This is a genomic window from Cupriavidus sp. GW822-FHT06G04 (assembly GCF_058799075.1).
Window position 1 is genome coordinate 146854 of the sequence record NZ_JBXALD010000003.1, and the last position, 24367, is coordinate 171220.

The 24367-nt window shown below is 65.1% G+C and carries 22 protein-coding genes; 12 read left to right on the top strand and 10 right to left on the bottom strand.

Annotated elements, in window-relative coordinates:
* Positions 1–125 precede the first annotated feature (125 nt).
* Positions 126–587, top strand: coding sequence for an HU family DNA-binding protein (locus tag AC1RKI_RS07960; protein ID WP_061956673.1), 462 nt, complete (start codon positions 126–128; stop codon positions 585–587).
* Between the two features lie 207 nt (positions 588–794).
* On the opposite strand, the gene AC1RKI_RS07965 is transcribed toward AC1RKI_RS07960, so the two are convergent.
* The 3 genes from AC1RKI_RS07965 to kdgD are packed head-to-tail and all read right to left on the bottom strand — an operon-like array spanning position 795 to position 3042.
* Complete coding sequence (locus AC1RKI_RS07965; protein ID WP_061956675.1) at positions 795–1787, bottom strand: isopenicillin N synthase family dioxygenase; 993 nt, start codon at positions 1785–1787, stop codon at positions 795–797.
* A 12-nt stretch (positions 1788–1799) separates the two neighbouring features.
* Entirely contained in the window at positions 1800–2087 is a 288-nt protein-coding gene (locus tag AC1RKI_RS07970) for a hypothetical protein (protein WP_227460958.1), read from the bottom strand.
* A 40-nt stretch (positions 2088–2127) separates the two neighbouring features.
* Entirely contained in the window at positions 2128–3042 is a 915-nt protein-coding gene (kdgD, locus tag AC1RKI_RS07975; protein ID WP_061956677.1) for a 5-dehydro-4-deoxyglucarate dehydratase, read from the bottom strand.
* Between the two features lie 428 nt (positions 3043–3470).
* Between kdgD and AC1RKI_RS07980 the strand changes: the two genes are divergently transcribed.
* Together AC1RKI_RS07980 and garD are read left to right on the top strand one after the other, a co-directional pair.
* Complete coding sequence (locus tag AC1RKI_RS07980; protein WP_492796122.1) at positions 3471–4832, top strand: MFS transporter; 1362 nt, start codon at positions 3471–3473, stop codon at positions 4830–4832.
* 16 nt (positions 4833–4848) lie between these two features.
* On the top strand, positions 4849–6441 hold the full coding sequence (gene garD / locus AC1RKI_RS07985) for a galactarate dehydratase (protein WP_492796120.1): 1593 nt from the start codon (positions 4849–4851) through the stop codon (positions 6439–6441).
* A 66-nt stretch (positions 6442–6507) separates the two neighbouring features.
* Here the strand turns inward: garD and AC1RKI_RS07990 are convergent, their stop codons facing one another.
* Entirely contained in the window at positions 6508–6876 is a 369-nt protein-coding gene (locus tag AC1RKI_RS07990) for a 5-carboxymethyl-2-hydroxymuconate Delta-isomerase (protein WP_061956682.1), read from the bottom strand.
* Positions 6877–6975: 99 nt separating this feature from the next.
* Between AC1RKI_RS07990 and AC1RKI_RS07995 the strand changes: the two genes are divergently transcribed.
* Complete coding sequence (locus AC1RKI_RS07995; RefSeq protein WP_084003965.1) at positions 6976–7470, top strand: MgtC/SapB family protein; 495 nt, start codon at positions 6976–6978, stop codon at positions 7468–7470.
* 112 nt (positions 7471–7582) lie between these two features.
* Here the strand turns inward: AC1RKI_RS07995 and AC1RKI_RS08000 are convergent, their stop codons facing one another.
* Both AC1RKI_RS08000 and AC1RKI_RS08005 read right to left on the bottom strand, forming a co-directional pair.
* Positions 7583–8485: an IclR family transcriptional regulator gene (locus AC1RKI_RS08000; RefSeq protein WP_223506162.1), complete on the bottom strand. Its 903-nt coding sequence runs from the start codon at positions 8483–8485 to the stop codon at positions 7583–7585.
* Between the two features lie 7 nt (positions 8486–8492).
* Positions 8493–10070 carry a class I adenylate-forming enzyme family protein gene (locus AC1RKI_RS08005; protein ID WP_492796117.1) on the bottom strand — a complete coding sequence of 526 codons (1578 nt, stop codon included), beginning with the start codon at positions 10068–10070 and terminating at the stop codon, positions 8493–8495.
* A 297-nt stretch (positions 10071–10367) separates the two neighbouring features.
* Here AC1RKI_RS08005 and AC1RKI_RS08010 point away from each other — a divergent pair, with 297 nt between their 5' ends.
* The 4 genes from AC1RKI_RS08010 to AC1RKI_RS08025 all read left to right on the top strand — a co-directional run bounded on the left by AC1RKI_RS08010 (position 10368) and on the right by AC1RKI_RS08025 (position 15027).
* Positions 10368–10667, top strand: a complete 300-nt coding sequence (locus tag AC1RKI_RS08010) for a DUF3649 domain-containing protein (protein WP_061956686.1) — start codon at positions 10368–10370, stop codon at positions 10665–10667.
* Positions 10667–12301, top strand: a complete 1635-nt coding sequence (locus tag AC1RKI_RS08015) for a PepSY-associated TM helix domain-containing protein (RefSeq protein WP_492796115.1) — start codon at positions 10667–10669, stop codon at positions 12299–12301. The genes AC1RKI_RS08010 and AC1RKI_RS08015 overlap by 1 nt, the downstream gene beginning before the upstream one ends.
* Positions 12298–12690: a DUF3325 domain-containing protein gene (locus AC1RKI_RS08020; protein WP_061956690.1), complete on the top strand. Its 393-nt coding sequence runs from the start codon at positions 12298–12300 to the stop codon at positions 12688–12690. The genes AC1RKI_RS08015 and AC1RKI_RS08020 overlap by 4 nt, the downstream gene beginning before the upstream one ends.
* 123 nt (positions 12691–12813) lie before the next feature.
* Positions 12814–15027 (top strand): TonB-dependent receptor, encoded by a 2214-nt coding sequence (locus tag AC1RKI_RS08025; RefSeq protein WP_492796113.1) that lies wholly within the window; start codon positions 12814–12816, stop codon positions 15025–15027.
* 121 nt (positions 15028–15148) lie between these two features.
* Here the strand turns inward: AC1RKI_RS08025 and AC1RKI_RS08030 are convergent, their stop codons facing one another.
* The 3 genes from AC1RKI_RS08030 to AC1RKI_RS08040 all read right to left on the bottom strand — a co-directional run bounded on the left by AC1RKI_RS08030 (position 15149) and on the right by AC1RKI_RS08040 (position 18183).
* Entirely contained in the window at positions 15149–15799 is a 651-nt protein-coding gene (locus AC1RKI_RS08030; protein WP_492796111.1) for an HAD domain-containing protein, read from the bottom strand.
* Between the two features lie 324 nt (positions 15800–16123).
* Positions 16124–16324 (bottom strand): hypothetical protein, encoded by a 201-nt coding sequence (locus AC1RKI_RS08035; RefSeq protein WP_061956695.1) that lies wholly within the window; start codon positions 16322–16324, stop codon positions 16124–16126.
* A gap of 254 nt (positions 16325–16578) precedes the next feature.
* Positions 16579–18183 (bottom strand): methyl-accepting chemotaxis protein, encoded by a 1605-nt coding sequence (locus AC1RKI_RS08040; RefSeq protein WP_061956744.1) that lies wholly within the window; start codon positions 18181–18183, stop codon positions 16579–16581.
* Positions 18184–18492: 309 nt separating this feature from the next.
* On the opposite strand from AC1RKI_RS08040, the gene AC1RKI_RS08045 reads away from it, so the two are divergent.
* On the top strand, positions 18493–20325 hold the full coding sequence (locus AC1RKI_RS08045) for an EAL domain-containing protein (RefSeq protein ID WP_492796108.1): 1833 nt from the start codon (positions 18493–18495) through the stop codon (positions 20323–20325).
* Between the two features lie 23 nt (positions 20326–20348).
* Here the strand turns inward: AC1RKI_RS08045 and AC1RKI_RS08050 are convergent, their stop codons facing one another.
* The gene (locus tag AC1RKI_RS08050; RefSeq protein ID WP_222156942.1) at positions 20349–21119 is read right to left on the bottom strand and encodes a response regulator transcription factor; all 771 of its coding nucleotides are present in this window, start codon (positions 21117–21119) and stop codon (positions 20349–20351) included.
* Positions 21120–21448: 329 nt separating this feature from the next.
* On the opposite strand from AC1RKI_RS08050, the gene cls reads away from it, so the two are divergent.
* The 3 genes from cls (at position 21449) to AC1RKI_RS08065 (ending at position 24352) form a co-directional block, all read left to right on the top strand.
* The gene (cls, locus tag AC1RKI_RS08055) at positions 21449–22882 is read left to right on the top strand and encodes a cardiolipin synthase (protein ID WP_150980608.1); all 1434 of its coding nucleotides are present in this window, start codon (positions 21449–21451) and stop codon (positions 22880–22882) included.
* A 91-nt stretch (positions 22883–22973) separates the two neighbouring features.
* A complete protein-coding gene (locus AC1RKI_RS08060; protein WP_061956704.1) occupies positions 22974–23621 on the top strand; it encodes a TetR/AcrR family transcriptional regulator in 648 nt (215 codons plus the stop codon).
* 254 nt (positions 23622–23875) lie between these two features.
* Positions 23876–24352, top strand: coding sequence for a hypothetical protein (locus AC1RKI_RS08065; protein ID WP_341248827.1), 477 nt, complete (start codon positions 23876–23878; stop codon positions 24350–24352).
* The last annotated feature ends 15 nt before the right edge of the window (positions 24353–24367 follow it).

The window sequence follows — 24367 nt, forward strand, 5'->3', positions numbered from 1 at the left end:
AAAACCCCTTTACTTCTGGCCGTTTCCGCTATGATTCAGTGCGTGCCGGCCAGCACAGTAGCAGCGCTGCAAACGCTGGCGTTGCAAGCAGCCGGGACTCTAATCTTCAACTCTCGTATATCGATATGGCGACCAAAGCGAAACCGACCGCGAAGACTGCAACCAAGCCTGCCGCCAAGAAGGCCGCAGCAACCAAGGCACCTGTGAAGGCTGCCGCAAAGAAGGCCGCCGCTCCGGCCAAGAAGGCTGCTCCCGCTGCTGCTCCGACCCCGAAGCCGCTGAAGGACACCTTCAACAAGTCGAGCCTGGTCGCTCACCTCGTGGCGCAAACCCAGCTCGAAGCCAAGGCCGTGAAGACGGTGCTGGCCCATCTCGAAAACACCATCGTTAGCGCGCTGAACAAGAAGGGCGCTGGCGAATTCACGCTGCCGGGCCTGCTGAAGGTCACCGCACAACAAGTGCCGGCAAAGAAGAAGCGCTTCGGCAAGGACCCGTTCACGGGTGAAGAGCGTTGGTTCCCGGCCAAGCCGGCCAGCGTCAAGGTGAAGGTGCGCCCGCTGAAGAAGCTGAAGGACGCCGCGGCCTGATCGCCCGATACTTTGGTAGTCGCCAGCCCGGCACCCACACGGTGGGAGTCGGGCGGCTTGAAACCCCGTGCTTGCAAGAGCGCGGGGTTTTTTGTTTGGTGCGGCGCGGTGATCGGAAATTTCGCCCCAGCGCCGCGGGCGGGGTCGCGGCCCGGCGGCGGCGTTGCGCAGGCATGGCGCCGCGCCGCCGCACAACCTGGGCAAACGTCAGTACGCCTTGAAGTTCGCGGCTACGCGCTGGCGCAGAAAATCGCCGGCCGTGATCGCCGGATACCGTGCCGACGGCCCTTCGATGATGGCGTTACGATTGGCCTGGCAGAAAAACGCGAGGCTGTAACGCGGGCCCATGTACTCGCCCGGCGCAGGATTGCGTACGCGATGGAAGTTCGACGGCAGGCGGTCGTCGCTCCAGCGCATCAGCATGTCGCCGATATTGCAGGTGATCACGTCTTCGTCGGGCGGGATCGGCGTCCACGCCTGCGCTTCCATTTCCTTGCCGGGGCACACCTGGAGTCCACCTTGCCCCTGGCGCTGGAACAGCAGCGTCAGGCAATCGAAATCGGTATGCGCGCCGGCGCGCCAGAGGTCGAGCTTGTCCTGCGCTTCGGGCGGAATGGCGTAGTAGTGCAGCAGCCGCAGCGTGCTTTGATAGTCCGGCGCGGCGGGATCATGGGCGCGCGTAAAGAAGTCCGCGTCGAATCCGAGCTTGTCGGCAAAGCAGGAAAGCACCTTCATGCCGACCTCCCAGCATTGCCGTTCAAAGGCCAGCATGGTGGCCTGGAAATGCGGCAGCTCCGCCTCGGTGGGCCACAACGGCGCCATATGCGGACGCGTGATCTGGTACGACTCTTTCTGGTCAGGCGTGCCGGTGGACGGCCTGATCTGCGCGCGCGATTCCCAGCCGGCGTTGTTGGCCTTCTGCAGCGGATACTGGGCCTTGACGGCGTCCGGCAGTGCAAAGAACTGTTCGGTCATGGCAAACGCATTGCGCACGGCTGCCAGGTCGATACCGTGATTCTCCAGCTGGAAAAAGCCGATATCGACCGCGGCGTTCCAGAGTTGGTCCGCAATTTCAGATTTGCGTTGGGCAAAATCCGACAGGTCGATGCGCCGTACTTCGCGCGCGTCGGTCTCGTGTCCGTGCGCGCCCATGCGCGATTCGCGGGCCAGTTCGTGGAGGGATACGGAGGTGTTGGTCATGTCGTTCCGGGTTCAGGAAGGTGAACAGGTCCGGCCGACGGGGAACGCTTGACGCTTCAGGCTCTCGAGTTCCGGCGCGGGCACGGACATCAAGAGCAATTTCCTGCCGCCTTCCTTCGGGAAAGGAAAGGGCGGTTGAACGCTTCTACTCTTCGGGTATCGATAACGCAGGTTTCGGGCCAGCCGCTCGGGCCGCCAGAAATCGCTCGCCGCACGATGCTTTTCACCGCCATGGCGCATCGCCTGCTGCGCCATGGTGCAGACCGGTGGTCGGCAATGGTGCAAAAAAAGAGCCGACATTGTCGGCTCCCAATCTTCAACACCGGGCGACCGGCAACATTTACTGCGGTCCGAGCTTGCGGATCAGCGCGTCGAGCTTGTCCAGTTCTTCGGCGGTCAAGTCGGTCAGAGGCGCGCGCACCGGGCCCGCATCGTGGCCCATCAGCTTGGCGCCGGCCTTCACGATCGACACAGCATAGCCTTGCTTGCGATTGCGGATATCGAGGTACGGCAGGAAGAAGTCGTCGATCAGGCGGCCAATCGTGGCGTGGTCGTCGGCGGCCACGGCGCGGTAGAACTCCATGGCCGTCTTCGGGATGAAGTTGAACACGGCCGACGAATACACGGGCACGCCGAGCGCCTTGTAGGCAGCGGCGTAGACTTCGGCAGTCGGCAGCCCGCCCAGGTACGCCAGGCGATCGCCGAGCTTGCGGCGTACGCGCACCATGGCCTCGATATCGCCCACGCCGTCCTTGAAGCCGATCAGGTTAGGGCACTTGTCGACCACCTTGGCCAGCAGGTCGGCGCCAATGCGCGAATTGGCGCGGTTATAGACGATCACGCCGCATTTGGTGGCGCGGCAGACTTCCTCGATATGGTTGGCGATGCCGTCTTCGCTGGCCTCGGTCAGGTAATGCGGCATCAGCAGGATGCCATGCGCGCCCAGGCGTTCCGCTTCCTTCGCGTATTCGATCGCCACGCGGGTCGGGCCGCCGGCGCCGGCCAGGATCGGCACCTTGCCACGGCAGGTTTCCACCGCAGTGCGGATCACGTTCGAATAATCCTGCTGCGTCAGCGAGAAGAACTCGCCCGTGCCACCGGCGGCAAAAAGGGCCGACGCGCCGTACGGCGCCAGCCATTCCAGGCGCTTGGCATAGGTGTCGGCGCGGAAGTTACCCTGCGCGTCGAAATCGGTGACGGGGAACGAGAGCAGTCCTTCCGAGATGATCTGCTTCAGTTCTTGCGGTGTAGTCATGTCGCTCTTCCTGATCGCCACATGGCGAATGATGGTTGGTGTGGAACAAGGCGCTTGGTACCTCGTGCCATCGTGTGGGATGTTTCGAGATAAGTCATCGTACAACTATCGATTCGTGCACGCAAGCGGATGGTGATGAATTGAGGGAAAACCCCGGGTTGGTGCATCCAGATCCTACGGCCTGGAGCGCTTGCGCGACGCCGCGGTGATCTCCCCTTGTGGCCAGCAGCCAAGCCGGATCGCAAGGAAGATGAAAGATTTCCGGTAAATCGTATGCACCGAAGCGCAGCGCTTTGCACCGACTTAGGGTAAACGCGCGCTGCAATGCGTGGAACCGCGTCTTTATAATCCTAGTCGTACGACGACATATCACAGAGGGGTGGCTGCGCATTTTCGCAACATGGCCCGCCGACTGTGAGGAGACCCAGATGACCGCAACATCCAATCCCAGCGCAGCGGTGTCAGCCGACACCCGCCGCACCAACGTCCGCTACTGGATCCTTGCCCTGATTTTCATTGTCACCACGATCAACTATGCGGATCGTGCCACGCTGTCGATCACCGGCCCCGCGATGCGCGAGGAGTTTGGTTTCACGGCGGTGCAGATGGGCTACATCTTTTCCGCCTTCAGCTGGGCCTACGTGATCGCGCAGATTCCCGGCGGCTGGCTGCTCGACCGCTTTGGCGCGCGACGCATCTATGCGTTCAGCATTTTTGCGTGGTCCTTCTTCACGTTGTTGCAGGGCTGGATCGGCGTGTTTGCCGGAATCGGGCAGGCCATCGCCGTGCTGTTTGCGCTGCGCTTTGCGGTGGGCCTGGCAGAATCCCCGGCCTTTCCGGCCAATGCGAAGGTGGTGGCGAGCTGGTTCCCGACCGCGGAGCGCGGCACCGCATCGGCGATCTTTAATGCCGCCCAGTATTTTGCTGCGGTGGTCTTCACGCCGCTGATGGCCTGGATCGTTCATAGCTGGGGCTGGCATCACGTTTATCTGTGGATGGGCGTGATGGGCATGCTGCTGGCGCTGGTGTGGCTCAAGGTGATGCGCAGCCCCGCCGCGCATCCGGGGGTGAACCAGGCCGAACTCGATCACATTGCCGAGGGCGGCGGTCTGATCCACATGGGCGAAGGCGAGGGCAAGGCACGCCAGGGCGCCAATCCGGCCGGCTGGTTCTACGCGCGGCAGTTGCTGACCAATCGCATGCTGGCCGGCGTCTACCTGGGCCAGTACTGCATCAACGTGCTGACGTACTTCTTCCTGACGTGGTTTCCTGTGTATCTGGTGCAGGCGCGCGGCATGTCGATTCTCAAGGCCGGATTCGTGGCGTCGCTGCCCGCCATCTGCGGGTTCCTGGGCGGCGTACTGGGCGGGGTGATTTCCGATGCGCTGCTGCGTCGCGGCCATTCGCTGACGCTGGCGCGCAAGGTGCCGATCGTGGCCGGCATGCTGCTGTCGGTGTCGATGATCGCGTGCAACTACGTCGACGCGGAATGGCTGGTGGTTGGCATCATGGCGCTGGCGTTCTTCGGCAAGGGCATCGGCGCGCTCGGCTGGGCCGTGGTGGCCGATACCGCGCCCAAGGAAGTGATCGGCCTGGCCGGCAGCATTTTCAATACGTTCGGCAATATCGCCGGTATCGTGACGCCCATCGTGATCGGCTATATCCTGAGCGCCACCGGTTCGTTCAACGGCGCGCTCGTCTTCGTCGGCGTCAACGCGCTGGTCACCGTGCTCAGTTATCTGGTGATCGTCAAGGACATCCGCCGCGTCGAACTGAAGCACCCCCAATAAGGAAGGAATTCCCATCATGTCGGATTTGTCGGTACAAAACGCGCAGACCCAACCGGCCGAACGCCCGCCGCTCTACATCCGGATCCACGCCAACGACAACGTGGCGATCGTCGCCAACGACGGCGGCCTGCCCGCCGGCGCCGTGTTCGACTGCGGCCTGACGCTCGTGGAACGCGTGCCGCAAGGCCACAAGGTGGCACTGGTGGATCTGAAGAAGGGCGACGCCATTACACGCTACAACGTGACCATCGGCTATGCGCTGCAGGATCTGCCGCGCGGCAGCTGGGTCAACGAGCGCGTGATCGAGATGCCCGTGGCGCCGGGCCTGACCGATCTGCCGATCGGCACGCGCGTGCCCGATCCGCTGCCGCCGCTGGAAGGCTATACCTTCGAGGGTTTCCGCAATCCGGATGGTACGGTCGGCACGCGCAATATCCTCGCGATCACGGAGACGGTGCAATGCGTGTCCGGCGTGGTCGATTTTGCGGTGCGCCGCATCAAGGCCGAACTGCTGCCCAAATACCCGAACGTCGACGACGTGATCGGCCTGGAGCACACCTACGGCTGTGGCGTGGCGATCGACGCGCCCGACGCCATCGTGCCGATCCGCACGCTGCGCAATATCGCACTCAATCCGAACTTCGGCGGCACGGCGATGATGGTGAGCCTGGGCTGCGAAAAACTGCAGCCAGAACGGCTGCTGCCGCCCGGCACGATTCCGATCCAGACCGGTGCCGGCGAAGTGCAGGTAGGCGTGGTCTGCCTGCAGGACGACAAGCACGTCGGCTTTGCGTCGATGATCGAGTCGATCATGACGATGGCCGAGACGCATCTGGCGGCGCTCAACGCGCGCCGGCGCGAGACGGTGCCGGTGTCGGAGCTGGTGGTCGGCGTGCAGTGCGGCGGCAGCGATGCCTTTTCCGGTGTGACGGCCAATCCGGCCGTCGGCTTTGCCACGGACCTGCTGGTGCGTGCCGGTGCCACGGTGATGTTCTCGGAAGTGACCGAAGTGCGCGACGGCATCGATCAGCTCACCTCGCGGGCGGCCACGCCCGAAGTGGCCGAGGCAATGATCCGCGAGATGGACTGGTACGACAAATACCTCGCTCGCGGCCGTGCCGACCGCAGTGCCAACACGACGCCGGGCAACAAGAAGGGCGGTTTGTCGAACATCGTGGAAAAGGCGATGGGATCGATCGTGAAGTCGGGCAGCGCGCGGATCTCTGGCGTGGTGTCGCCGGGCGAGCGCGTCAAGACCAAGGGCCTGATCTACGCGGCCACGCCCGCCAGCGATTTCATCTGCGGCACGCTGCAACTGGCGGCCGGCATGAACCTGCACATCTTCACTACGGGGCGCGGCACGCCGTACGGTCTGGCCGAAGTGCCGGTGATTAAGGTTGCCACGCGCAGCGATCTGGCACGACGTTGGCACGATCTGATGGACGTGAACGCCGGCCGCATCGCCACCGGTGAAGCCACCATCGAGGATGTGGGCTGGGAGCTTTTCCACCTGATGATCGACGTGGCCAGCGGCCGCAAGAAGACATGGGCCGAACATCATGGCCTGTACAACTCGCTGGCGCTGTTCAACCCGGCGCCGGTGACCTGAGGCGCGGGGTATCTGAGGCCGGCTCCGCCGGCGCTCTCGAAGCGCCGCAAAAGGCCCCGAGCCGAATCAGCCGCCGATCACCTGCTTGGCAAACGTCGCGCGTTCCATCTCGACCACGTTGGCGGTGATCTGGACGGTCTGGTCGGCCGCACCGGGGCGCACCATTTCCGCAATTGCGTTGACCACCAACTGGCCGAGCTGCTTGCGCACGCCTTGCTCGCGGCCGTCCAGGATTTGCAGCGTGGCATGCACGAAGGCGCGTTCCGCCTGTTCCGTGCCCTGGCGGTAGGTGGTCAGCGTCACGCAGCGCGACTTGATATCGGGTTCCTGGAACTGTCCGCTGGAAAGCAGCGCCGCATTGCACTCGTCGAGCAATTCTTCCTGAGAACAGGTCAGGCGCGTGTTTTCCGTAATTTCGATAACGAGATGGGGCATGGCAGGGCGGTGATGTGAAAGCCGGGAAAATCGCATCGTACGGCAATCGGCAGCGGTTTGCCTCTGTCATGTCGATGCGCGGCGCGCTAAGCTTGCGCCATGGACCAATTTTCGCTCGAACTTTTCCTGCGGCTGGTGGGCGGCCTGGCGGCCGGCGCCATCATCGGCCTGGACCGCAACCTGCACGGCAAGGCCGCCGGCATGCGCACGCTCGGGCTCGTGTCGCTCGGCGCGGCCGCTGCCGTCTGCGTGGTTGCGCTCAACCAGCATCCGCCCGATGCGATGTCGCGCGTGCTGCAGGGTCTTTTGACGGGCATCGGTTTTCTGGGCGTGGGCGTGATCGCGCGCCATGGCAATTCCGACAAGCCGCAGGGACTGACCACTGCGGCTGGCATCTGGCTGGCGGCCATTCTGGGCGCTGCGGCTGGCGCGGGCTATTACGCCATCGTGGTGTTCTCGCTGGTGCTGGCGCTGTTGTTGTTGCGGCTCGGCGGCAAGCTGGAAAACAGCCTGCATGGCCGGTTCGAGGCCCGCCAGGCGGGCAAGCACGAAGAACGGCCGCACAACAATCCCGACGACCAGGGATTGCTCTGACCCGCGCCCATCGATCAGCGATTCAACGACGAACAACGAACCACGCACCACGAAACGTCATCGCGCGCCGGCCCGGCGGGGCTTCGGCGCGCGATGCGTCTGGGTCTGGCTGTCAGGCCGCCACGCCGAACGCCGCCTCGATCTTGCGGATGTGCTGTTGGAGCAGTGGGCGCACTTTGTCCAGCAGATGCGCGGGCGGCACCACGGCGTTGGGGCCGCTGCAGCTCAGCGTCATCGGCGGCAGCGACGGTCCGGGCCGGAATGCCAGCGCGATCGAGTTGATGTCCGGCAGCCATTCGCCGAACGACGTGGTGCAACCCAGGCGCCGCGATTCGTCGCGACAGTTCGACAGCACGCCTTCGGCCATGGCCGCGCTGACCTTGTCATCCGTGCGGAACGCGGTGAGCGCCTGACGTTGTTCCGACGCCGGCAGCGCCAGCAGATAGGCGCGCCCGGCTGCCGTGTTCAGGCCCGATACGCGGCTGCCAACGGGCACGCGCAGCGTCAGATAGCTCTCGGCCTGGCAATTCTCGTAGATCAGCATACGGCCGCGGTCGCGCACGATCAGTGATGCGACGCCTTGCGACAGATCGGCCAGTTCCTGCATGAAGGGGCGCGCCACGGCCAGCACGTCCGCCCCTTGTTGGGCGGCCGGTGCCAGCGCCAGCGCGGAGCTGCCCAGGCGATAGCGCACGGGATCGGTCAGCGCCTGCAGGTAGCCGAGTTCGGTCAGCGTGTGCGTCAGCCGGGAAATCGTCGACTTGGGAAGTCCGCAGCGTTGGGCCAGTTCGGCATTGCCAAGTTCGCTGTCGAAGGCGCGGAAGCACGCCAGCACGTCCAGTCCGCGCGCCAGCGCGGTGACGAAGTGACGGTCTTCCTTGCGCTTGCTTTCCTTCTTCGCAGCCGCCGTCACGGACTCGGATGCGGTCGCGGGGTCGATGGCGGGCGTCGTATCGTTAAGGTCGGTCATATCGTTTGCGGCGATGCCGGTGCGGTCGATCGGATGGTCTGCCATGGCGCGCTCACATGTTGCCGGCTGCAAGCTGCTCGCGCAGCTTAGCCTTGAGGATCTTGCCCGATGGTGCGGCGGGCAACTGCGCAACGGTGCGGATTTCCGCGGGGATCTTGTAAGGCGACAGACGCTCGCGCAGGAACGCGCGCAATGCGGCCTCGTCCAGCGTCATGCCGCCGCGCACTTCCACGAACGCGATCACTTCCTCGTTGCCCTCGGTGGCGCGGCCGACCACGGCCGACTGCAGCACCGCCGGAAACGCATTGAGCGACTGCTCGACTTCCTCCGGGTACACGTTGAAACCCGAATGGATGATGATTTCCTTGGAACGCCCGACGATGCTGACCGCACCATCGGCATCGATCCGCGCGAGGTCGCCGGTGTGCAGCCAGCCATCGCTGTCGATGGTCTGCGCGGTCAGGTCCGGACGCCGATAGTAGCCCTTCATCACGTTCGGGCCGCGCACCAGCAGCTCGCCGCTGCCGTCCGGCAACGGCGTGCCAAGCCGGATCTCCACGTCGGGTACGGCCGGGCCGACCGAACAGTCGCTGCGCGGATTGTCCACGCGGGTCTGGCATACGGTCGGCGAGGTCTCGGTCATGCCGTAGCCGTTGTGCAGCACGATGCCGAATGCGTCCTCGAAGGCCGCCTTCAGCGACGCGGTCAGCGGGGCGCCGCCAGACTGCGCGATGCGCAGCGACGGCGTGCGCAGCGATTGACTGTTGGCGCGGCTCCATTCGACCACCTTCGCGTACATCGCCGGCACGCCGTGCAGCACGGTCAGTTGTTCGTCAAGCAGCGTGCGGGCGAGTTTTTCCGGGCGGAAGCGCGGCTCGTAATAGACCGTCGCGCCGTTCGACACCGGACCGACCAGCAGGACCGACAAGCCATAGACGTGCGAGATCGGCAGCACGCCATAGACGCGATCGCCGGGCCTGACGCGCGATTGCAGGCGGTTGGAATGACCGATGAACATCAGGTTGGCGTGCGTCAGCATGACGGCCTTCGATGCGCCCGTAGTGCCTGTGGTGTAGATCAGCGCGGCCACCTGTCTGCGCGGATCGGCTTCGACCGCTTCCGGCGTGGCGGCCTCATCGACGGCGCCTACCAGCAGCCGGCCCACGTGCGGCCATTCGGCCCACTGCGCACCGCGCGCCAGCCCATGCTCGCGCGCCTCGGCGAAATCGTTGTCCAGATACAGCGTGACGCGCGCGCCGGCGTGCTCGACGATATTTGCGATCTCGCGCGCCGACAGTCGCGCATTGACCGGCACCGACCACGCATCGATGGCGCTGAGCGCCAGCAGGATGACCGCGCAGCCAACGCTGTTTTCGGTGACGAGCACCACGCGGTCGCCGCCACGCACACCGAGCGTGCGCAGGGTTTCGGCGGTCTCGCACACGGCGGCGTCGAGTTCGGCGTAACGCATCGCGCGATGCGCGTCCATGATGGCGATGCGTTCGGGATCGCTGGCGACCCATGGCGCCATGGTCTGGTGCAGACGTTCGAATTGGGGCTGGAATGCGGAAGGGGTGGGCGATGAGGACGCGGGCCGTGACTGGCCAGCGGGTGCGGCGGTACTGCGCATGAGGTCTCCGGGTAAAACTTCCGGCGTGGGGTCGCCGGTATTCGATGGCTTGGATCGTCCCATCGTTTTCACGTAAGTGTCAACCGCAGTACAGAATCGCAATTCTGCTATGCAGAATTTAAATTGAAAAACGTGCGAATATCGTCAGCGGTCCGACGGCCGCATCGCAGCAAATGGCGATGCCCGCAATGCAACCGGCCGTGTCGTGATGGGGACGCGTGTCGTAATGCCGCTGCAGACAATGCAGATGAGAACGCTTATCATATGCGTCTACTCGTTCTCGACACTTAGCCAGACATGAAGCACGGCATCCCGGCCAGTTATCGCATTGCGGTCGCCTCGCGCGCGGTGGCCGCTATCCTGGGCGGCTACGGCGTGGCCGCGCTGGCCACTGGCTGCCTCTCGCTGGCGTTGGTGCGATGGGCCGGCATGGCACGGGCAGAGGCCGTGATGACCGCCACGCTGCTGTCGTTCGCGTGGTTTGCGCTGGCCGCGATCTGGGTGTTCGCGGCCGATAGCGCCTGGCGTGCTTGGTCGGGATTGATCGTGTCGGGCGCCGTGCTGGCGTTGGGCTGGGCCACCTTGGGTGGCGCGTGATGACGATGCTTCGCAAAGGCCAGGGATTGCGCCAGTCGATGGCGTGGCTGCACACATGGTCCGGATTGCTGGTGTGCTGGGTGTTGTTCCTCGTGTTTTGCAGCGGCACGGCCAGCTACGTCAAGGATGAAATCTCGTTGTGGATGCGGCCGGAACTCCATGCATCGCTCAACGAAAAGACCAGCCCTGCGCAAGCCGCGTCGCGCGCCTACGCCTATCTGCAACGCGAGGCGCCCCATGCGGAGCGCTGGTTCCTGACGCTGCCCGACGCGCGCAATCCGGCGATTTCGCTGTTCTGGGTGCGTCCCGCCACATCGGAAGACGCGGGCAAGCCCGCGCGGGCGCGGCTGGTCTCGCGCACGCTCGATCCGGCCAGCGGTGCGCCGATTCCCGGCGCGCGCGAGACCCGCGGCGGCGAATTCCTTTACCGACTGCATTTCGACCTGCACTACATGCCAGCGCTATGGGGGCGCTGGATCATCGGCTTCTGCACGATGTTCATGCTGGTGGCCATCATCAGCGGCGTGATCACGCATCGGCGGATCTTCGCGGACTTCTTTACGTTCCGCACGCGCCGCGGCCAGCGGTCCTGGCTCGATGCCCATAACGCCGTGGCGGTTCTGGCGCTGCCGTTCCATCTGATGATTACCTATACGGGGCTGGTCACGCTGCTGTTTCTGTACATGCCGTGGGGTATCCAGGCCGTCTACCACGGCGACGAGAAAGCCTTCAACGCCGAGCTTGCAACGCGCGCGCCGCGCGTCAAGCCGTCGAAGGAAAGCGCGCCGCTGGCGCCCATCGAGCCGATGCTCACGCAGGCCGTCACGCACTGGCAGGGGATGCCGCCGCAACGTATCACCGTCGACCAGCCGAACCGGGCCAACGCCGTGGTGTCTATCACGCGCGATGCGGGCCGCAATATCAATACGGCCGCGCCGACGATGGTGTTTGCCGGCGCCACCGGCGCCTTGCAGGCGACCCTCGGCGACGCACAGGGACCGGCCAATGTCACGCGCGGCACGATGGTCGGTTTGCACGTCGCGCATTTCGCGCCGCCGTTGCTGCGCGCGTTGTTCTTCGCCTCGGGCCTCGCAGGCGCGCTGATGGTGGCGACGGGCGCGTTGCTGTGGGCTGTCAAGACGCGGCAAAGCCATGCCAGGATCATTGCCCAGACGGGACGTACGCCATTCGGCCTGCGACTGGTCGAGGCGCTCAATCTGGGCGCAATTGCCGGATTGCCGATCGCCTTTGGCGCGTATTTCTGGGCCAACCGGTTGCTGCCCATCGATCTGGCGCAGCGGCCTGACGCCGAGATCCAGGCGTTCTTCGGTGCGTGGGCGCTGGCCGCGCTGCTGGCGCAATGGCGGCCCACGCGGGCGATGTGGCGCGTGTTGCTGGCGGCGGGCGCCGTGCTGCTGGTGGGCGTGCCGGTCCTGAACGCATTGACCACATCGACCCATCTCGGCGTGACCCTGGTGCGCGGACCCGTCGTGCTGGCCGGATTCGACCTGACGGTGCTGGCACTCGGCATCGCGCTGGGCGCGGCAGCCTGGATGCTGGGCAAGCATGCCGCGGCGCCTGTTCGGGCAGGCGCGCCGCGCGCCATGCGCACTGCGGGCGAGGTATCGCAATGAGCGGCGCCGCATCGTTGCCGGTTGTGCCGGTATGGCCCGCCTGCGTGGCGGGTGCGGCGTTTGCCGTCGGCGGCTTCATATGGCTCGCGCACGCCATCGATCGCCATCATGCGGATCTGTTCGGACGCGGCGCGCAGCTCTCCGGCGCGCGCGTTGCGCGCTTGCGTTGTCAGGGCGCGCTGGCGCTGGCCCTGGCGCTGGCGGCGTGCGTACTGGCCGAAGGCTGGGCGTTTGGCGTCATCTATTGGGCCGGGTTGCTGACCGTGGGCGCCCTGACCGTGGTCGGCGCCCTGACGTGGACGCCCCACGCCACACCGCGCCTTGCGCGCGCATCCATCGCGGTGGGCGTCGTCGCCTCCATCGCGTCGCCATGGCTGATGCAGCCATAGCAACACCTTCGAGCATTGCCGCCAGAGCAATGCCTTCACTCGGGTAGAGACGGGTCATGCCCCTGAGCCGCCGCGACATCGACGCGGCGCGGGGCGCCTTTTTTCTTTTTTGGGAGTGTCAACTTGTTGTTTGCCGATCTTCGCGCACGTTCGCGCGATTCGCGTTTTTCCCCGATGCGCCGCGGTTGCCTGATGACGGCGCTGGCTGCGGCAGGCGTTCTGCCATCGCTGGCATCCGCGCAAGAAGCCGCCGTCGCGCCCGGACAATCTGTCCAGGCAGCCCCGTCGTCGGCCTTGCCGGCTGTGACGGTGCGCGCCGAAGCGTCGCCCGACCAGACACCTGCCCCGTATGCGGGCGGACAGGTGGCGCGCGGCGGACGGCTTGGCATGCTAGGCAATCAGGATTTCATGGATGTGCCGTTCAGCATTACGTCGTACACGGCGCAGGCGATCCAGAACCAGCAGGCCCACAGCATCGCCGGCGTGCTGGCCGACGATCCGTTTATCCGCACCAGCTACGGCTTTGGCAATTTCGCCGAAACATTCATGGTGCGCGGTTTCCAGCTGGCCGGCGACGACCTCGCCTGGAATGGCCTGTACGGCATCGCGCCGCGTCAACTGACCGCCACCGAGGCGGTGGACCGCGTCGAGACGTTTCGCGGTGCCAGTGCCTTTCTCAATGGGGTGTCACCGACTGGTAGCGGGATTGGCGGCGGCATCAATCTCGCGCCGAAATACGCGACCGCCGCACCGATCACGCAGGCCACCATCGACTACACCAGCAACGCGCAAGTCGGCGGCGCCATTGATGTCGGACGTCGCTTCGGCGATGCCAGGCAATTCGGCGTGCGTGTCAACGCCATGGCGCGCGGCGGCGAAACGCCGATCGACAAGGAAGATCGCCAGCAGCGTTTGCTGAGTGTCGGCCTCGATTATCAGGGCGACAAGTTCCGCGTCAACGCCGATTTTGGCTACCAGCGCCAGATGGTGCAGCAAGGGCGCGCCACGATCAGCCTGGCGTCCGGCACCACGGCGCTGCCGCCGGTGCCGAAGGCGAGTTCCAGCTTCGCGCAGGACTGGACCAACTCGATGCTCGAAGATACGTGGGGCACGATTCGCAGCGAATACGACATCACCCGGGACTGGACCGCGTACGCCGCCTTCGGCATGCATCACACTAACGAGATGGGCAACTACGGGGGCGCCACCGTTGGCAACACCGGATTCGGCACGGCGTACCGACTGTCCGTGCCGCTCAAGCAGGACACCACGAGCGGTGAGGTGGGGATCCGCGGACGCTTTGTCACCGGGCCGATCAAGCACAGTGTCAATCTCGGCTGGTCCGGACTGGAGCAGGAGAAGCGCTCGGCGTACGAGATGTCGGCAAGCTATCCGACCAATCTTTATGACGCGCCGGCCGTCGCGCGTCCGATGACGTCGATTGCGCGCAGCAGCATGACCGATCCGCAGACCACGGGGCGCACGAACCTCAATGGCGTGTCGATCTCCGACACGCTGTCGTTCCTGGACGATCGCGTGCTGCTGACCGCAGGCGTGCGCCGTCAGGTGATCAACACGCGTGCCTACGCGTACAACACCAACGCGGTCACCCCGTACAGCGATGCGGCCACGTCGCCGATGTTCGGGCTGGTGGTCAAGCCGCTGCGAAACCTGTCGGTCTACTACAACCATATCGAAGGCCTGACGCAGGGCCCCACGCCGCCCAGCACGGCGCTCAATCGCGATGCCGTTTTCGCGCCCATCAAGTCCAAGCAGGACGAGGCAGGCGTGAAGTACGACGCTGGCCGCTTCGGCACCACGCTGGCATTTTTCCAGATCCGCCAGCCCAACGGCATCACCGTCAACAACGTATTTTCGGTGGCTGGCGAGCAGCGCAATCGCGGCGTGGAATGGAGCGTGTTCGGCGAACCGCTGCGCGGTCTGCGCCTGCTAGGCGGCGTCGGCTATATCGACACGAAGATGTCGAATACCGGCAACACGGCAACCGAAGGCAAACAGGCGGTGGGCGTGCCGAACTACACAGTGACGGCCAGCGCCGAGTACGATCTGCCGTTCGTGGCGGGCGCGACGGTTTCGGGGCGCTATATCCAGACGGGACGGCAGCAGGCCAATGCCACCAATACCATCAGCCTGCCGTCATGGCACCGCTTCGATCTGGGTGCGCGCTATGCGTTCAAGGCATCGCAGATGCGCTACACGGTGCGCGCGTCGGTCGAGAACGTCGCCAACAAGGACTACTGGGCGTCGTCGTATGGCGGCTACCTCGTGGTGGGCAATCCGCGCACGTTCAAGCTGTCGATGACGGTCGACTATTGAAGGTCGACGTGTCGAACGTCAACGGCTGAGGCGTCAGGCGCCGAACGGCGTTTGCCAACGAAAAAGGCCGCAACGAATGGTTGCGGCCTTTGTACGTCTCGCGACGTTGCGCGCCGTACGATCAGGCGTGGATCGGGGCGGCCGTCAGTTGCTTGCCGGTCAGGCTGGCCACGGCCACAGCCATGGCCTGTTCGCGCGCCTCGGCGGCGGCGGGGGCCGGCATGAAACGTTCCGGAGCTTCGCGCGCCAGGCGTTGCAGATGGCGCAGCTTGGCTTTCAGGCCGGGTTCGACGCGCGAATCCGGCGTAACGGTGGACGGGCAGGCCACACCGAGCAGATCCAGCGCCTGGCGGAAGTTGTCGACCGCAAGGCCTTCGGCGGGATCGACCTGCACCAGATGCTTGCGCTGTTCGGCGCTGAACGATGCGGCAGGCGCCGCCGACACGATGATCCACGCGCCCGGCGCCGGGTGCTGGGCAAACCAGGCGTCGATCTCCGCGCCGTGGCCACCGGCCACCGCCGGGGTCATGCCTTCCACCTGCAGGTCCAACTGCTGGAAGATCGCTGCGGGCGTGCCGCGGCGCCACGCGTCGGACACCACAACCCGCGCGCCGGCGATGCCGAACAGTCGACGCAGAAACCCAAGCGCGATCGGATCGAAAAACCTGACGTCGCGCAGGGTCCCCGAGGTTGGCGTACCGCCAAGACGGGCAGCGGAGCGGTCCGAATAGAGGACGCCGGGTACGTCCAGCATGATGAGGCGTTCAGACATGATTTTTCGTGGTCAATCGGTGATGGGATGAATCAAGCGTATCCGGCTTTTGCGTGAGAAAGGGGACACAAAATGTGCGCAAGTGAAACAGTTGTGTAACTTGCAGCCGCCATTCGTAAATGCCGGTTACCCCGTGCTCGCGATTGTTTCGGCCGGACACATCTGCCGCGTCAGGACTGGCTTTCCGAGCCGATGTTCGCGTGCGGATGCCGCCATGATGTTCGCCTCAACGGGCGATCGGCAAAGCCGGTTGACAGGAATTTGAAAGGAAATGTACTTCGTCCTGACACACCCGGACGACGAGACAACGCCGCGACGCGGCACTCAACGCTTCTGCAGCAACTGCATTTCGAAATGCTCAAAAGCGTATTGGCAGGCAATGCCGCAGAACAGGTCGGTCTTGCCGACCGGCTGCTCGCAGGCGTGGCATGTGCCGCAAGGCTTCAACCGCGGCGCCCAGTCCCGGCCGGCAGCCTCGAAATCCTCCTGGAACGACAGATCGTCCTGTACAACCTTTCGTAGCATGCTTGTCGACGTGGTCCGCGCTGGCGTTGATCGGCGTCCGATTGCGCCTGCGCGCCGCGCGCGTCGGCAGGCGGTGCCAAGGCGCTGGGCGCCACGGCACGCATCGCAGCAGATCGGACTGACCGTATTTACGGCGGCGCGCGCAAAAAGCTGAGCTCCGTACGCGCAAGACATGAAACGCAGCGCGTCGCTGCCGGGCACGTTGGGCGGCGGAGGCCGTTTGCGGCAGTGCGGCAAAAATCGTCTCGACAACGCTAGAAATGAAAGCGCGCCACGTCCGATTCAAGCGCCGCGGCCTGGTGATCGAGGCGCGCCGCCTGATCGCTGACCTCATCGACCAGCTTGGCGTTGTCCGCGCTGGTCTCTTCCAGGCGGGCCAGCGCATCGCCGACGATGCGGATGCCAGCGGCCTGATCGTCGGCCAGGGTGCGCAGCGCCTCGGCCAGTGCGTGGCTGTGATTGACCGCCGCCTCGATGCCGCTCATCGCCGTCTCCACGCGGCCGCTCAATTCCGCGCCGCGACCGATCTCCTTGGCAGCCTCGCCGATAATGCCGCCGATTTCGCGCGCGGCAGTGGCGCTGCGCTGCGCCAGCGCACGCACCTCCTGCGCCACCACCGCGAAGCCGCGGCCGGCCTCGCCCGCGCGCGCGGCTTCCACGGCGGCGTTCAGGGCCAGGATATTGGTCTGGAACGCGATGCCTTCGATCACCGTGACGATTTCGGAAATATTCCGCGATTGCGCATGCACGTTGGCCATCGCGCCGCTCATGTCGCGCACCGCGGCCATGCCCGCACTGGTGGCGCCGCGCGCGCGGCTGGCCATGTCGCTGGACTCTTGCGCCTGCTCGTGGGCCTGCTGGATCAGTGCGATCAGGCGCGCCACGTTGGCAGCGGCTTCGGCCAGCGCAGTGGCCTGCGTGCCGGTGCGCACGGCGAGCGCGCGATTGCCATCGGCAATGCCGTCGCTGGCCGCCGAAATCTCGTGCGCGCACTGCTGGATGCGTGCGAGCACGCCGGCAAGCTGATCGCGCATGCCGGACAGGTAGAACAGCAGGCTGTCTTGATCATGCGGGCGCAACGCGATGCGGGCGGTCAGGTCGCCGCCGGCGATGCGATTGGCGACCGCTGCCGCATCACGCGGTTCGCCACCGAGTTCGCGCGTCAGACTGCGGGCCGCGATCCAGGCCAGCAGCGCCGCGGCAACCAGGCTGGCGACGAGCAGCGCCGCCATCACCGTCTGCGCAGTGATCTGCGCCGCGGCGACGCCCGCGACCGTATCGCCGGCCTGCCGCGCCAAGGCGGTGCGTGTGCCTTCTACCAGCGCACCCAGCTTCTGTAGTTGTTCGCCAAGAAAATGGCTGTCGATCGACACCGACGCGTCGAACTGCAAGGCGTCGAGCGGCTGCTTGCGGATCAGGGTGATGTAGTCATTCATCATCCGGCCCGCGGCGGCGCGCTCTTTCTGCAGCGCCTGCGCCTGTTGCGGGGCGGCGTTGCGCACGCCATCGACCGCTTCGTCGAGCTGCTTCATCGCCTGCGCGATGTCGCTCGCGGCGGTATCGCGCTCGGCGCCGCTGGTGGCCAGTGTCAACGCAAGCTGCGCGCGTCCCAGCTTGGCCAGTTCCGCCTGCGCGCGTTCGGCCGAGATCGCGCCGCGCATATCGCGCTGGTATAGCGTGTCGGTATCGCGTTTCAGCTCGATCAGGTTGACGATGCCGGTCAGCCCGACCACGGCGCCGAATGCGTAAATCAGCACGAAGGCGGCAGACAGCCGCATCACCAGCGGCAGACGCGCCAGTCTTTGCCATACGGAATTGCCGCGCCGTCCCGGCAACCCAAGCTTGATGGCTCGCAACACGAGTAAGACTCCTTCGGGGCGCAGCCCCGGCATACATGACCCGATGCACCGCGCCAGGCCGGCCTCTCGACGATCGGCGCGTCGGACGATCGCGGGGCATGGTCCTGTTGCGGTGCAGCGTGATCGTCGTCCAGCCATGTGACGCCCGCGTGACGCGCCGGGGCGAAGCAGGTTGTCATACGGGTGACATAGTTTTGTCATGAAATGACGCGCGCTTCATTCTGAGCCCCGATTCCCTGGTTTGCCCGACATCGCTGGGTGCGAACCGAAATTGCGCAGGTGGGCCGCTATCCGGCCTGAATTCTTTCCATGCTTACCGTCGCCCCCGAGTCGGCCATGTTCGATGAGAACGTGCGCTCGCTACCGCTGCACGCGGTGTTCCAGCCGATCGTCGCCCTGGCGAGCGGCGACGTGCTCGGTTATGAAGCGCTGATTCGCGGGCCCGCCGGCTCCGCGCACGCCACCCCCGATGCGCTGTTCCGCATGGCTCAGGCCGCGGGCACGACCGTGGCGCTGGAAACCGCCGCGGCGCACACCGCCTTGTCGTCGTGGGCGGCGCTGCATTTGCCGGGCAAGCTGTTTCTCAATTTCAGTCCATTGACGCTGCGCCATCTGCTCGATCGACAAGGTCACGGCATGGCGGCTTTGCTTGGGCTGAACGGCGCGCCCGACGCACGCGCCGCCATCGCGCCATCACGCGTGGTGATCGAAGTCACCGAGCAGACCGCGGTCGGCGACGCGACCAGCTTTGCGCGGGCGATGGGCGTGCTGACCGAACTTGGCCTGCAATACGCGCTGGACGATTTCGGCACCGGTCATGCCAATCTCGATCGGCTGGCCGAGCTGACGCCGGAGTTCGTCAAGATCGACAAGTCGCTGGTGCGCGGTATCGGCGCCAGTTCGAGGCGGCTCGAAGTGTTGCGTGCCGTGCTGCGGATGATGCATGGACTGGGCGGTGGCGTGATCGCAGAGGGTATTGAAGACGCCGAGGAGCTGGCGCTGGTGCGCGACCTTGGCGTGATGGCGGGGCAGGGCTACTTTCTCGGGCGGCCTGCGCTGTCTCCGCCGCTGGAACCGTCGCCACAGGTGCGTGCCGTGCTCGATTCAAGCCAGATCGCAGTGTTTCCGCAGACGCTGCGCACGGGACGCTCCGGCATCACCGCGGGCCAGTTGTTGCGTCCCGCGCCGGCAGTCAGTGCGCACACGTCCAACAACGAGGTGCTGGCGCGCTTTCATGCGCAGCCGGACCTGCATGCGATGGCGGTGATCGACGACAGTGGCAGGCCACTTGCGCTGATCAACCGGCAAAGTTTGATCGATCGCTACGCCACGCCGTTTCATCGTGAGCTATACGGACGCAAGGCATGCATCGCGCTGGCCAATCCGGCGCCGCTGTGTTTCGATCGACGCGTGACGCTGGACGATATGGCGAGCCTGTTTGCGGGCGAGCATTCGCGCGCATTGGCAGACGGCTTCGTGATTACCGATGCGGACCGCTACGTCGGTCTGGGCACCGGCGCGGACCTGCTGCGCGCCATCACCGAAGTGCGCATGGAGGCGGCGCGCTATGCCAACCCGTTGACTTTCCTGCCCGGCAATATCCTGTTGAACCAGCACATCGACAGATTGATCGAGGCGGGCAGTCCGTTTCATGCATGCTACGTCGACCTGAATCATTTCAAGCCGTTCAACGACCGCTACGGGTACTGGAAAGGCGACGAGCTACTGAAGGGCGCGGCTGCGATCCTGGCGCAGGCGTGCGATGCGGCGCGCGACTTTCTCGGCCACGTCGGCGGCGACGATTTCCTGGTGCTCTATCAGGGTCAGGATTGGCGCGAGCGTATTGAGGATGCGATGGCGCGTTTCAATGACGGCGCGCTGGCGATGTACGCGGCTGCGGATCGCGTGGCGGGCGGCATTCACGGGGAAGACCGCTTCGGTCGCCCGGTGTTCCATCCACCGGTGACCATGGCGGTTGGGGTGGTCCGTGTGGGGGCCGAAGCGATGGCGACGCTGAGGCTGGGCAGCCAGCATATCGGCGCCGCAGCGGCGGTTGCCAAGCGTCGCGCCAAACGTCTGGCGCATGGCCTGGTGATCGTCGACATGGCCGAGCTGGCTGCGCAGGGAGAACTTGACGTTTGACGTTCGGCGCTAGCGGCTAACGGCTAGCGGCCGGCCGATGGCAGCAGGCGGTGAGGCATCTGGCGGGTCACGGAGAGCTCTTCGCGTGCGGCGTTGTCGAGGATGTCGAGCCGGTAGCCCTTGGCGTAGACCACGGAGACCGTGACGCCGTTCTCCGGGCATAGATTGAGCGTGCGGCGCATGCGTGAAACCAGTCCCGCGAGCGCGCGCGAATCGGGCGGCAGGTCATGGCCCCAGATCGTGTTCTCGATGCGCGGGCTGGCAAGAATGCGGCCGGCGTTGGAGAACATCAGCATGGCGAGGTCGAATTCCTTCGGCGTCATCGGAATGCGCTCGCCGTTCAGCGTCGCGTAGCGGCCCGGGCTGTTCAGTTCATACGGACCCGCGCGCAGCGGCATCTGGCCGCGCAGCCGCGTGCCGGCCATGCGGCGGCGCAGCGCCGCGATGCGCGCGAGCAGTACGCGCGCGCTGAGCGGGCGCACCACGTAGTCGTCGGCGCCGGCGTCCAGTGCTTCAACCATGTCGTCGTCGCTGCTCTCACCGGAAAACATGACGATCGGCACATCGCGATTGCGCACCGCGCGCACCGCGCGGATCACGTCGATGGCGGAGATGTCCGGCAGCTCCCGATCGATCAGCAGCATGTCGTAGTTGTCGTGGCCCAGACCATGAATCAGGTCTCGACCGGCCTGGAAGGCGCTGCACTTGAAGCCTGCGATGGACAACAGTTCCTGCATCGGTTGAAGGGGAGAGGCGCGGCCGGCCAGCAGCGCGATATTAGCTTGGGCATTCATACGAAACTATCGAACAGGCGAAATGCATTGATATGGGCAAACACGTTGCAGCGTAGCCATCGGCCATACCATCAACAATCGCGGTTCCCTTAAATGGCCTGCCTCGACGTCGTAATGCAACGGGTAGGGATGGAAGAATTTTTATCCACAGATCTTGTGGATAACCGTTGCGAAATCTGGGCTGGCGCGGTGGTGCGGCGGGGTGCCGCCCGGCCTGACTAAAAATTAGGCATGGTTTGCGCGATGCGTCGTTGCGCACTGCGACGAAGTGACGCGCTATGCCAGAATAGAGGCCCTTGTTGTCCGGGCGCCCTCGGTGCCGGTCGTCTATGTTCACTCCTAGCGTGATTGCCGCAGTCGTGCTGACGTTCCACATCGTGGGCATGGTGGCGGCGCTGCACGCCGTGATGACGGTGCGCACTGCGCCCGGCGCCATCGCGTGGGCGGGATCGCTGGTGATGATGCCGTACTTCGCGCTGATCCCGTACCTGATCTTCGGCCGCAGCCGCTTCGAGGGCTACGTCAATGCGCGACGATTCAATAACGATCGCATGCGCGAGATCCGGCTCGGCATGGACGAACAGGGGCGCCAGGCGCTGCGCGCGAGCGTCGTGCATGCCCCGGCACAGGCGTGCATGCGCGCGCTGCCCCGGCTCACCGGCATCCCTTGTCTGAACAACAACGATGTGCGCCTGCTGATCAACGGCGAGGCCACGTTCGACGCGATCTTCGCCGCCATCGACGCGGCGCGCGAGCAGATCCTCGTACAGTTCTTCATCGTTCACGACGATACGCTCGGCCGCGAATTGCAGCGGCGGCTGTGTGAGCGCGCGCGCGCCGGCGTCAAGGTCCATTTTCTGTACGACAGCATTGGCTGCCATGCGCTGGGCCGTGGCTATATCCGTGTCCTGCACGAGGCCGGCGTGCAGGCGCGTGCGTTCTCGACCCATCCGGGTTTCGTCAACCGCTTCCAGCTGAACTTTCGCAATCACCGCAAGCTGGTCGTGGTGGACGGAGCGCGCGCGTTCGTGGGCGGGCACAACGTCGGCAACGAATATCTGGGTCGGCGCGCGCCGCTATCGCCGTGGCGCGACACCCATATCGAGATCCGCGGCGCAGCGGTACTCGATCTGCAGATGGCATTCGCCGAGGACTGGTACTGGGCCGCGCGCGAGGTGCCTTACCTGATGATGCCGCCGCCGGGCCCGACCGGAAACATGGTGTGCCAGATCGTGCCGTCCGGGCCGGCCGACGCGCAGGAAACCTGCTCGCTGTTCTTTGTCGAGGCGATCCAGTCCGCCACCCGCCGCCTGTGGATCACGTCGCCGTATTTCGTGCCGGACGAAGCGGTCTCCGCCATGTTGCGGCTGGCCGTTCTGCGTGGTGTCGACGTGCGCATCCTGATCCCGTCGCGCCCCGATCATCTGGTGGTTTACGCGGCGTCGACCATCTACGCGTACCAGGCGATTTGCGCTGGCGTGAAGGTGTATCGCTACGAGCCCGGGTTCCTGCATCAGAAGGTGATCCTGATCGACGACGAGGCGGCTGCGGTGGGCACCGCCAATCTCGACAACCGGTCGTTCCGGCTCAACTTCGAACTGATGGTGATGACCGCGCATCCGGCGTTTGCCGCCGACGTGGCGCGCATGCTCGAGGCCGATTTCGCCCAGGCCCGCCAGATCGGCCGCGACGACTTCCTGGATTCGCCCGCGCTACTGCGCGTTGCGATGCACGTGGCCAAGCTGTTCGCGCCGATTCTCTGACGGCGGCGGCCCGTCACGCGATGCGGCGTTTGTGTACACTGTCTACTATTACGCCAGGAAAATTGTGGACGACGTTCACATAGGAGCCGACATGACCCGCACGGTCGCCGCCACACCGCCCACGCGCACCACATACCGACACGGAGACCTGCGCCGCGCCTTGCTGGAGGCCGGTATCGATCTGGCCCGCGACGGCGGCCCGGACGCCATTGTGCTGCGCGAGGCCACGCGACGCGCCGGTGTGGTGCCCAATGCTGCGTATCGACACTTTGCCAGCCGCCAGGACCTGCTGCAGGCGGTGCGCGCGGCGGCGCTTTCGCGGCTGGCTCTGGCCATGGAGTCGGAACTGTCATCGATCCCCGGCGACGCCTCGCCCCAGGAGCGCGCGCGCGGCAGCCTGCGCGCGGTGGGCGCGGGATATCTGAAATTTGCCTTGGCCGAAACCGGACTGTTTCGCACGGCGTTCTCCACGCCGGACGAGGTGGAGGGCGACGTCGATCCGGCCAAGGCCGGTGACAGCGGCATGAACCCGTTCGAGTTGCTTGGCTCGGCACTGGATCTCTGGGTGGAGGCCGGGATGCTTCCGCCGGCGCGGCGGCCTGGCGCCGAATACATCGCGTGGTCCGCCGTGCACGGTCTGGCGATGCTGCTGATCGACGGGCCGCTGCGCGCGCACGCACGAGAACAGGCTTCGCTGCTTGGACAGCGCGTGATTGATATGGTGGAAAAGGGCCTGTAGCCGGCTCTGGCATGCCGAAAAAAAAGATGCCACGGGCGGGGATCCACGTGGCATCGGAAGAATGAGTATCAGGGAGGGGTATCCCCCGAAACTCGGTTGGGTCACCCATATTGCATGGGTGGCTCGCAGTGTAATTAGACGATTCTGATTTCTAAATCGGATTACCCTTAATTCAGGAGCGTTTCTGTACGTACGATGTCCAAGCACGGAAGGTCGTCGTCATGACCTCGGCAAAGACACGCGGGAGACAAATCATGGGTGGCATTCGTGGCCGGATGACGGGCCTGCTGGGCGCAAGCGTGCTGGCACTGGGCGGCTGCGTGGCATATCCCGGCTACGACGTCGCATCCGGCTATGGATATGGATATGGCTACGACAGCGCCAGCTATGCCGGTACGTTATCGAGCGGCTACTATCCGGCCACATCGTATGGCTACGCATATGGATATCCCTATGGCTACGGCTACCCATATGGCTATCCCTACGGATATTCGCCATGGCCGGTGTATGGCGGTGTGTGGATCGGCTCCGGCTACTACGGGTATCGCGGCGGCTATCGCGGTTACTACGGCTATCACGGATACCACGGCTACTACGGTTACCACGGTTATGGCGGATACCACGGCTACGGGGGTTACGGCGGGTACCGTGGATATGGCGGCGCTTACGGTGGCTACCGCGGCGGCGGCCGCGGAGGAGGGGGTGGGCGTGGCGGCGGAGGGCATCACTAGGTGCGTGCCCGTGCA

What these genes read in the sequence shown, in the direction of transcription:
- AC1RKI_RS07960 (WP_061956673.1), top strand. Translation starts at nt 126, where the DNA reads ATGGCGACCAAAGCGAAACCGACCGCGAAGACTGCAACCAAGCCTGCC.
- AC1RKI_RS07965 (WP_061956675.1), bottom strand. Translation starts at nt 1,787, where the DNA reads ATGACCAACACCTCCGTATCCCTCCACGAACTGGCCCGCGAATCGCGC.
- AC1RKI_RS07970 (WP_227460958.1), bottom strand. Translation starts at nt 2,087, where the DNA reads ATGTCGGCTCTTTTTTTGCACCATTGCCGACCACCGGTCTGCACCATG.
- kdgD (WP_061956677.1), bottom strand. Translation starts at nt 3,042, where the DNA reads ATGACTACACCGCAAGAACTGAAGCAGATCATCTCGGAAGGACTGCTC.
- AC1RKI_RS07980 (WP_492796122.1), top strand. Translation starts at nt 3,471, where the DNA reads ATGACCGCAACATCCAATCCCAGCGCAGCGGTGTCAGCCGACACCCGC.
- garD (WP_492796120.1), top strand. Translation starts at nt 4,849, where the DNA reads ATGTCGGATTTGTCGGTACAAAACGCGCAGACCCAACCGGCCGAACGC.
- AC1RKI_RS07990 (WP_061956682.1), bottom strand. Translation starts at nt 6,876, where the DNA reads ATGCCCCATCTCGTTATCGAAATTACGGAAAACACGCGCCTGACCTGT.
- AC1RKI_RS07995 (WP_084003965.1), top strand. Translation starts at nt 6,976, where the DNA reads ATGGACCAATTTTCGCTCGAACTTTTCCTGCGGCTGGTGGGCGGCCTG.
- AC1RKI_RS08000 (WP_223506162.1), bottom strand. Translation starts at nt 8,485, where the DNA reads ATGGCAGACCATCCGATCGACCGCACCGGCATCGCCGCAAACGATATG.
- AC1RKI_RS08005 (WP_492796117.1), bottom strand. Translation starts at nt 10,070, where the DNA reads ATGCGCAGTACCGCCGCACCCGCTGGCCAGTCACGGCCCGCGTCCTCA.
- AC1RKI_RS08010 (WP_061956686.1), top strand. Translation starts at nt 10,368, where the DNA reads ATGAAGCACGGCATCCCGGCCAGTTATCGCATTGCGGTCGCCTCGCGC.
- AC1RKI_RS08015 (WP_492796115.1), top strand. Translation starts at nt 10,667, where the DNA reads ATGACGATGCTTCGCAAAGGCCAGGGATTGCGCCAGTCGATGGCGTGG.
- AC1RKI_RS08020 (WP_061956690.1), top strand. Translation starts at nt 12,298, where the DNA reads ATGAGCGGCGCCGCATCGTTGCCGGTTGTGCCGGTATGGCCCGCCTGC.
- AC1RKI_RS08030 (WP_492796111.1), bottom strand. Translation starts at nt 15,799, where the DNA reads ATGTCTGAACGCCTCATCATGCTGGACGTACCCGGCGTCCTCTATTCG.
- AC1RKI_RS08035 (WP_061956695.1), bottom strand. Translation starts at nt 16,324, where the DNA reads ATGCTACGAAAGGTTGTACAGGACGATCTGTCGTTCCAGGAGGATTTC.
- AC1RKI_RS08045 (WP_492796108.1), top strand. Translation starts at nt 18,493, where the DNA reads ATGCTTACCGTCGCCCCCGAGTCGGCCATGTTCGATGAGAACGTGCGC.
- AC1RKI_RS08050 (WP_222156942.1), bottom strand. Translation starts at nt 21,119, where the DNA reads ATGAATGCCCAAGCTAATATCGCGCTGCTGGCCGGCCGCGCCTCTCCC.
- cls (WP_150980608.1), top strand. Translation starts at nt 21,449, where the DNA reads ATGTTCACTCCTAGCGTGATTGCCGCAGTCGTGCTGACGTTCCACATC.
- AC1RKI_RS08060 (WP_061956704.1), top strand. Translation starts at nt 22,974, where the DNA reads ATGACCCGCACGGTCGCCGCCACACCGCCCACGCGCACCACATACCGA.
- AC1RKI_RS08065 (WP_341248827.1), top strand. Translation starts at nt 23,876, where the DNA reads ATGGGTGGCATTCGTGGCCGGATGACGGGCCTGCTGGGCGCAAGCGTG.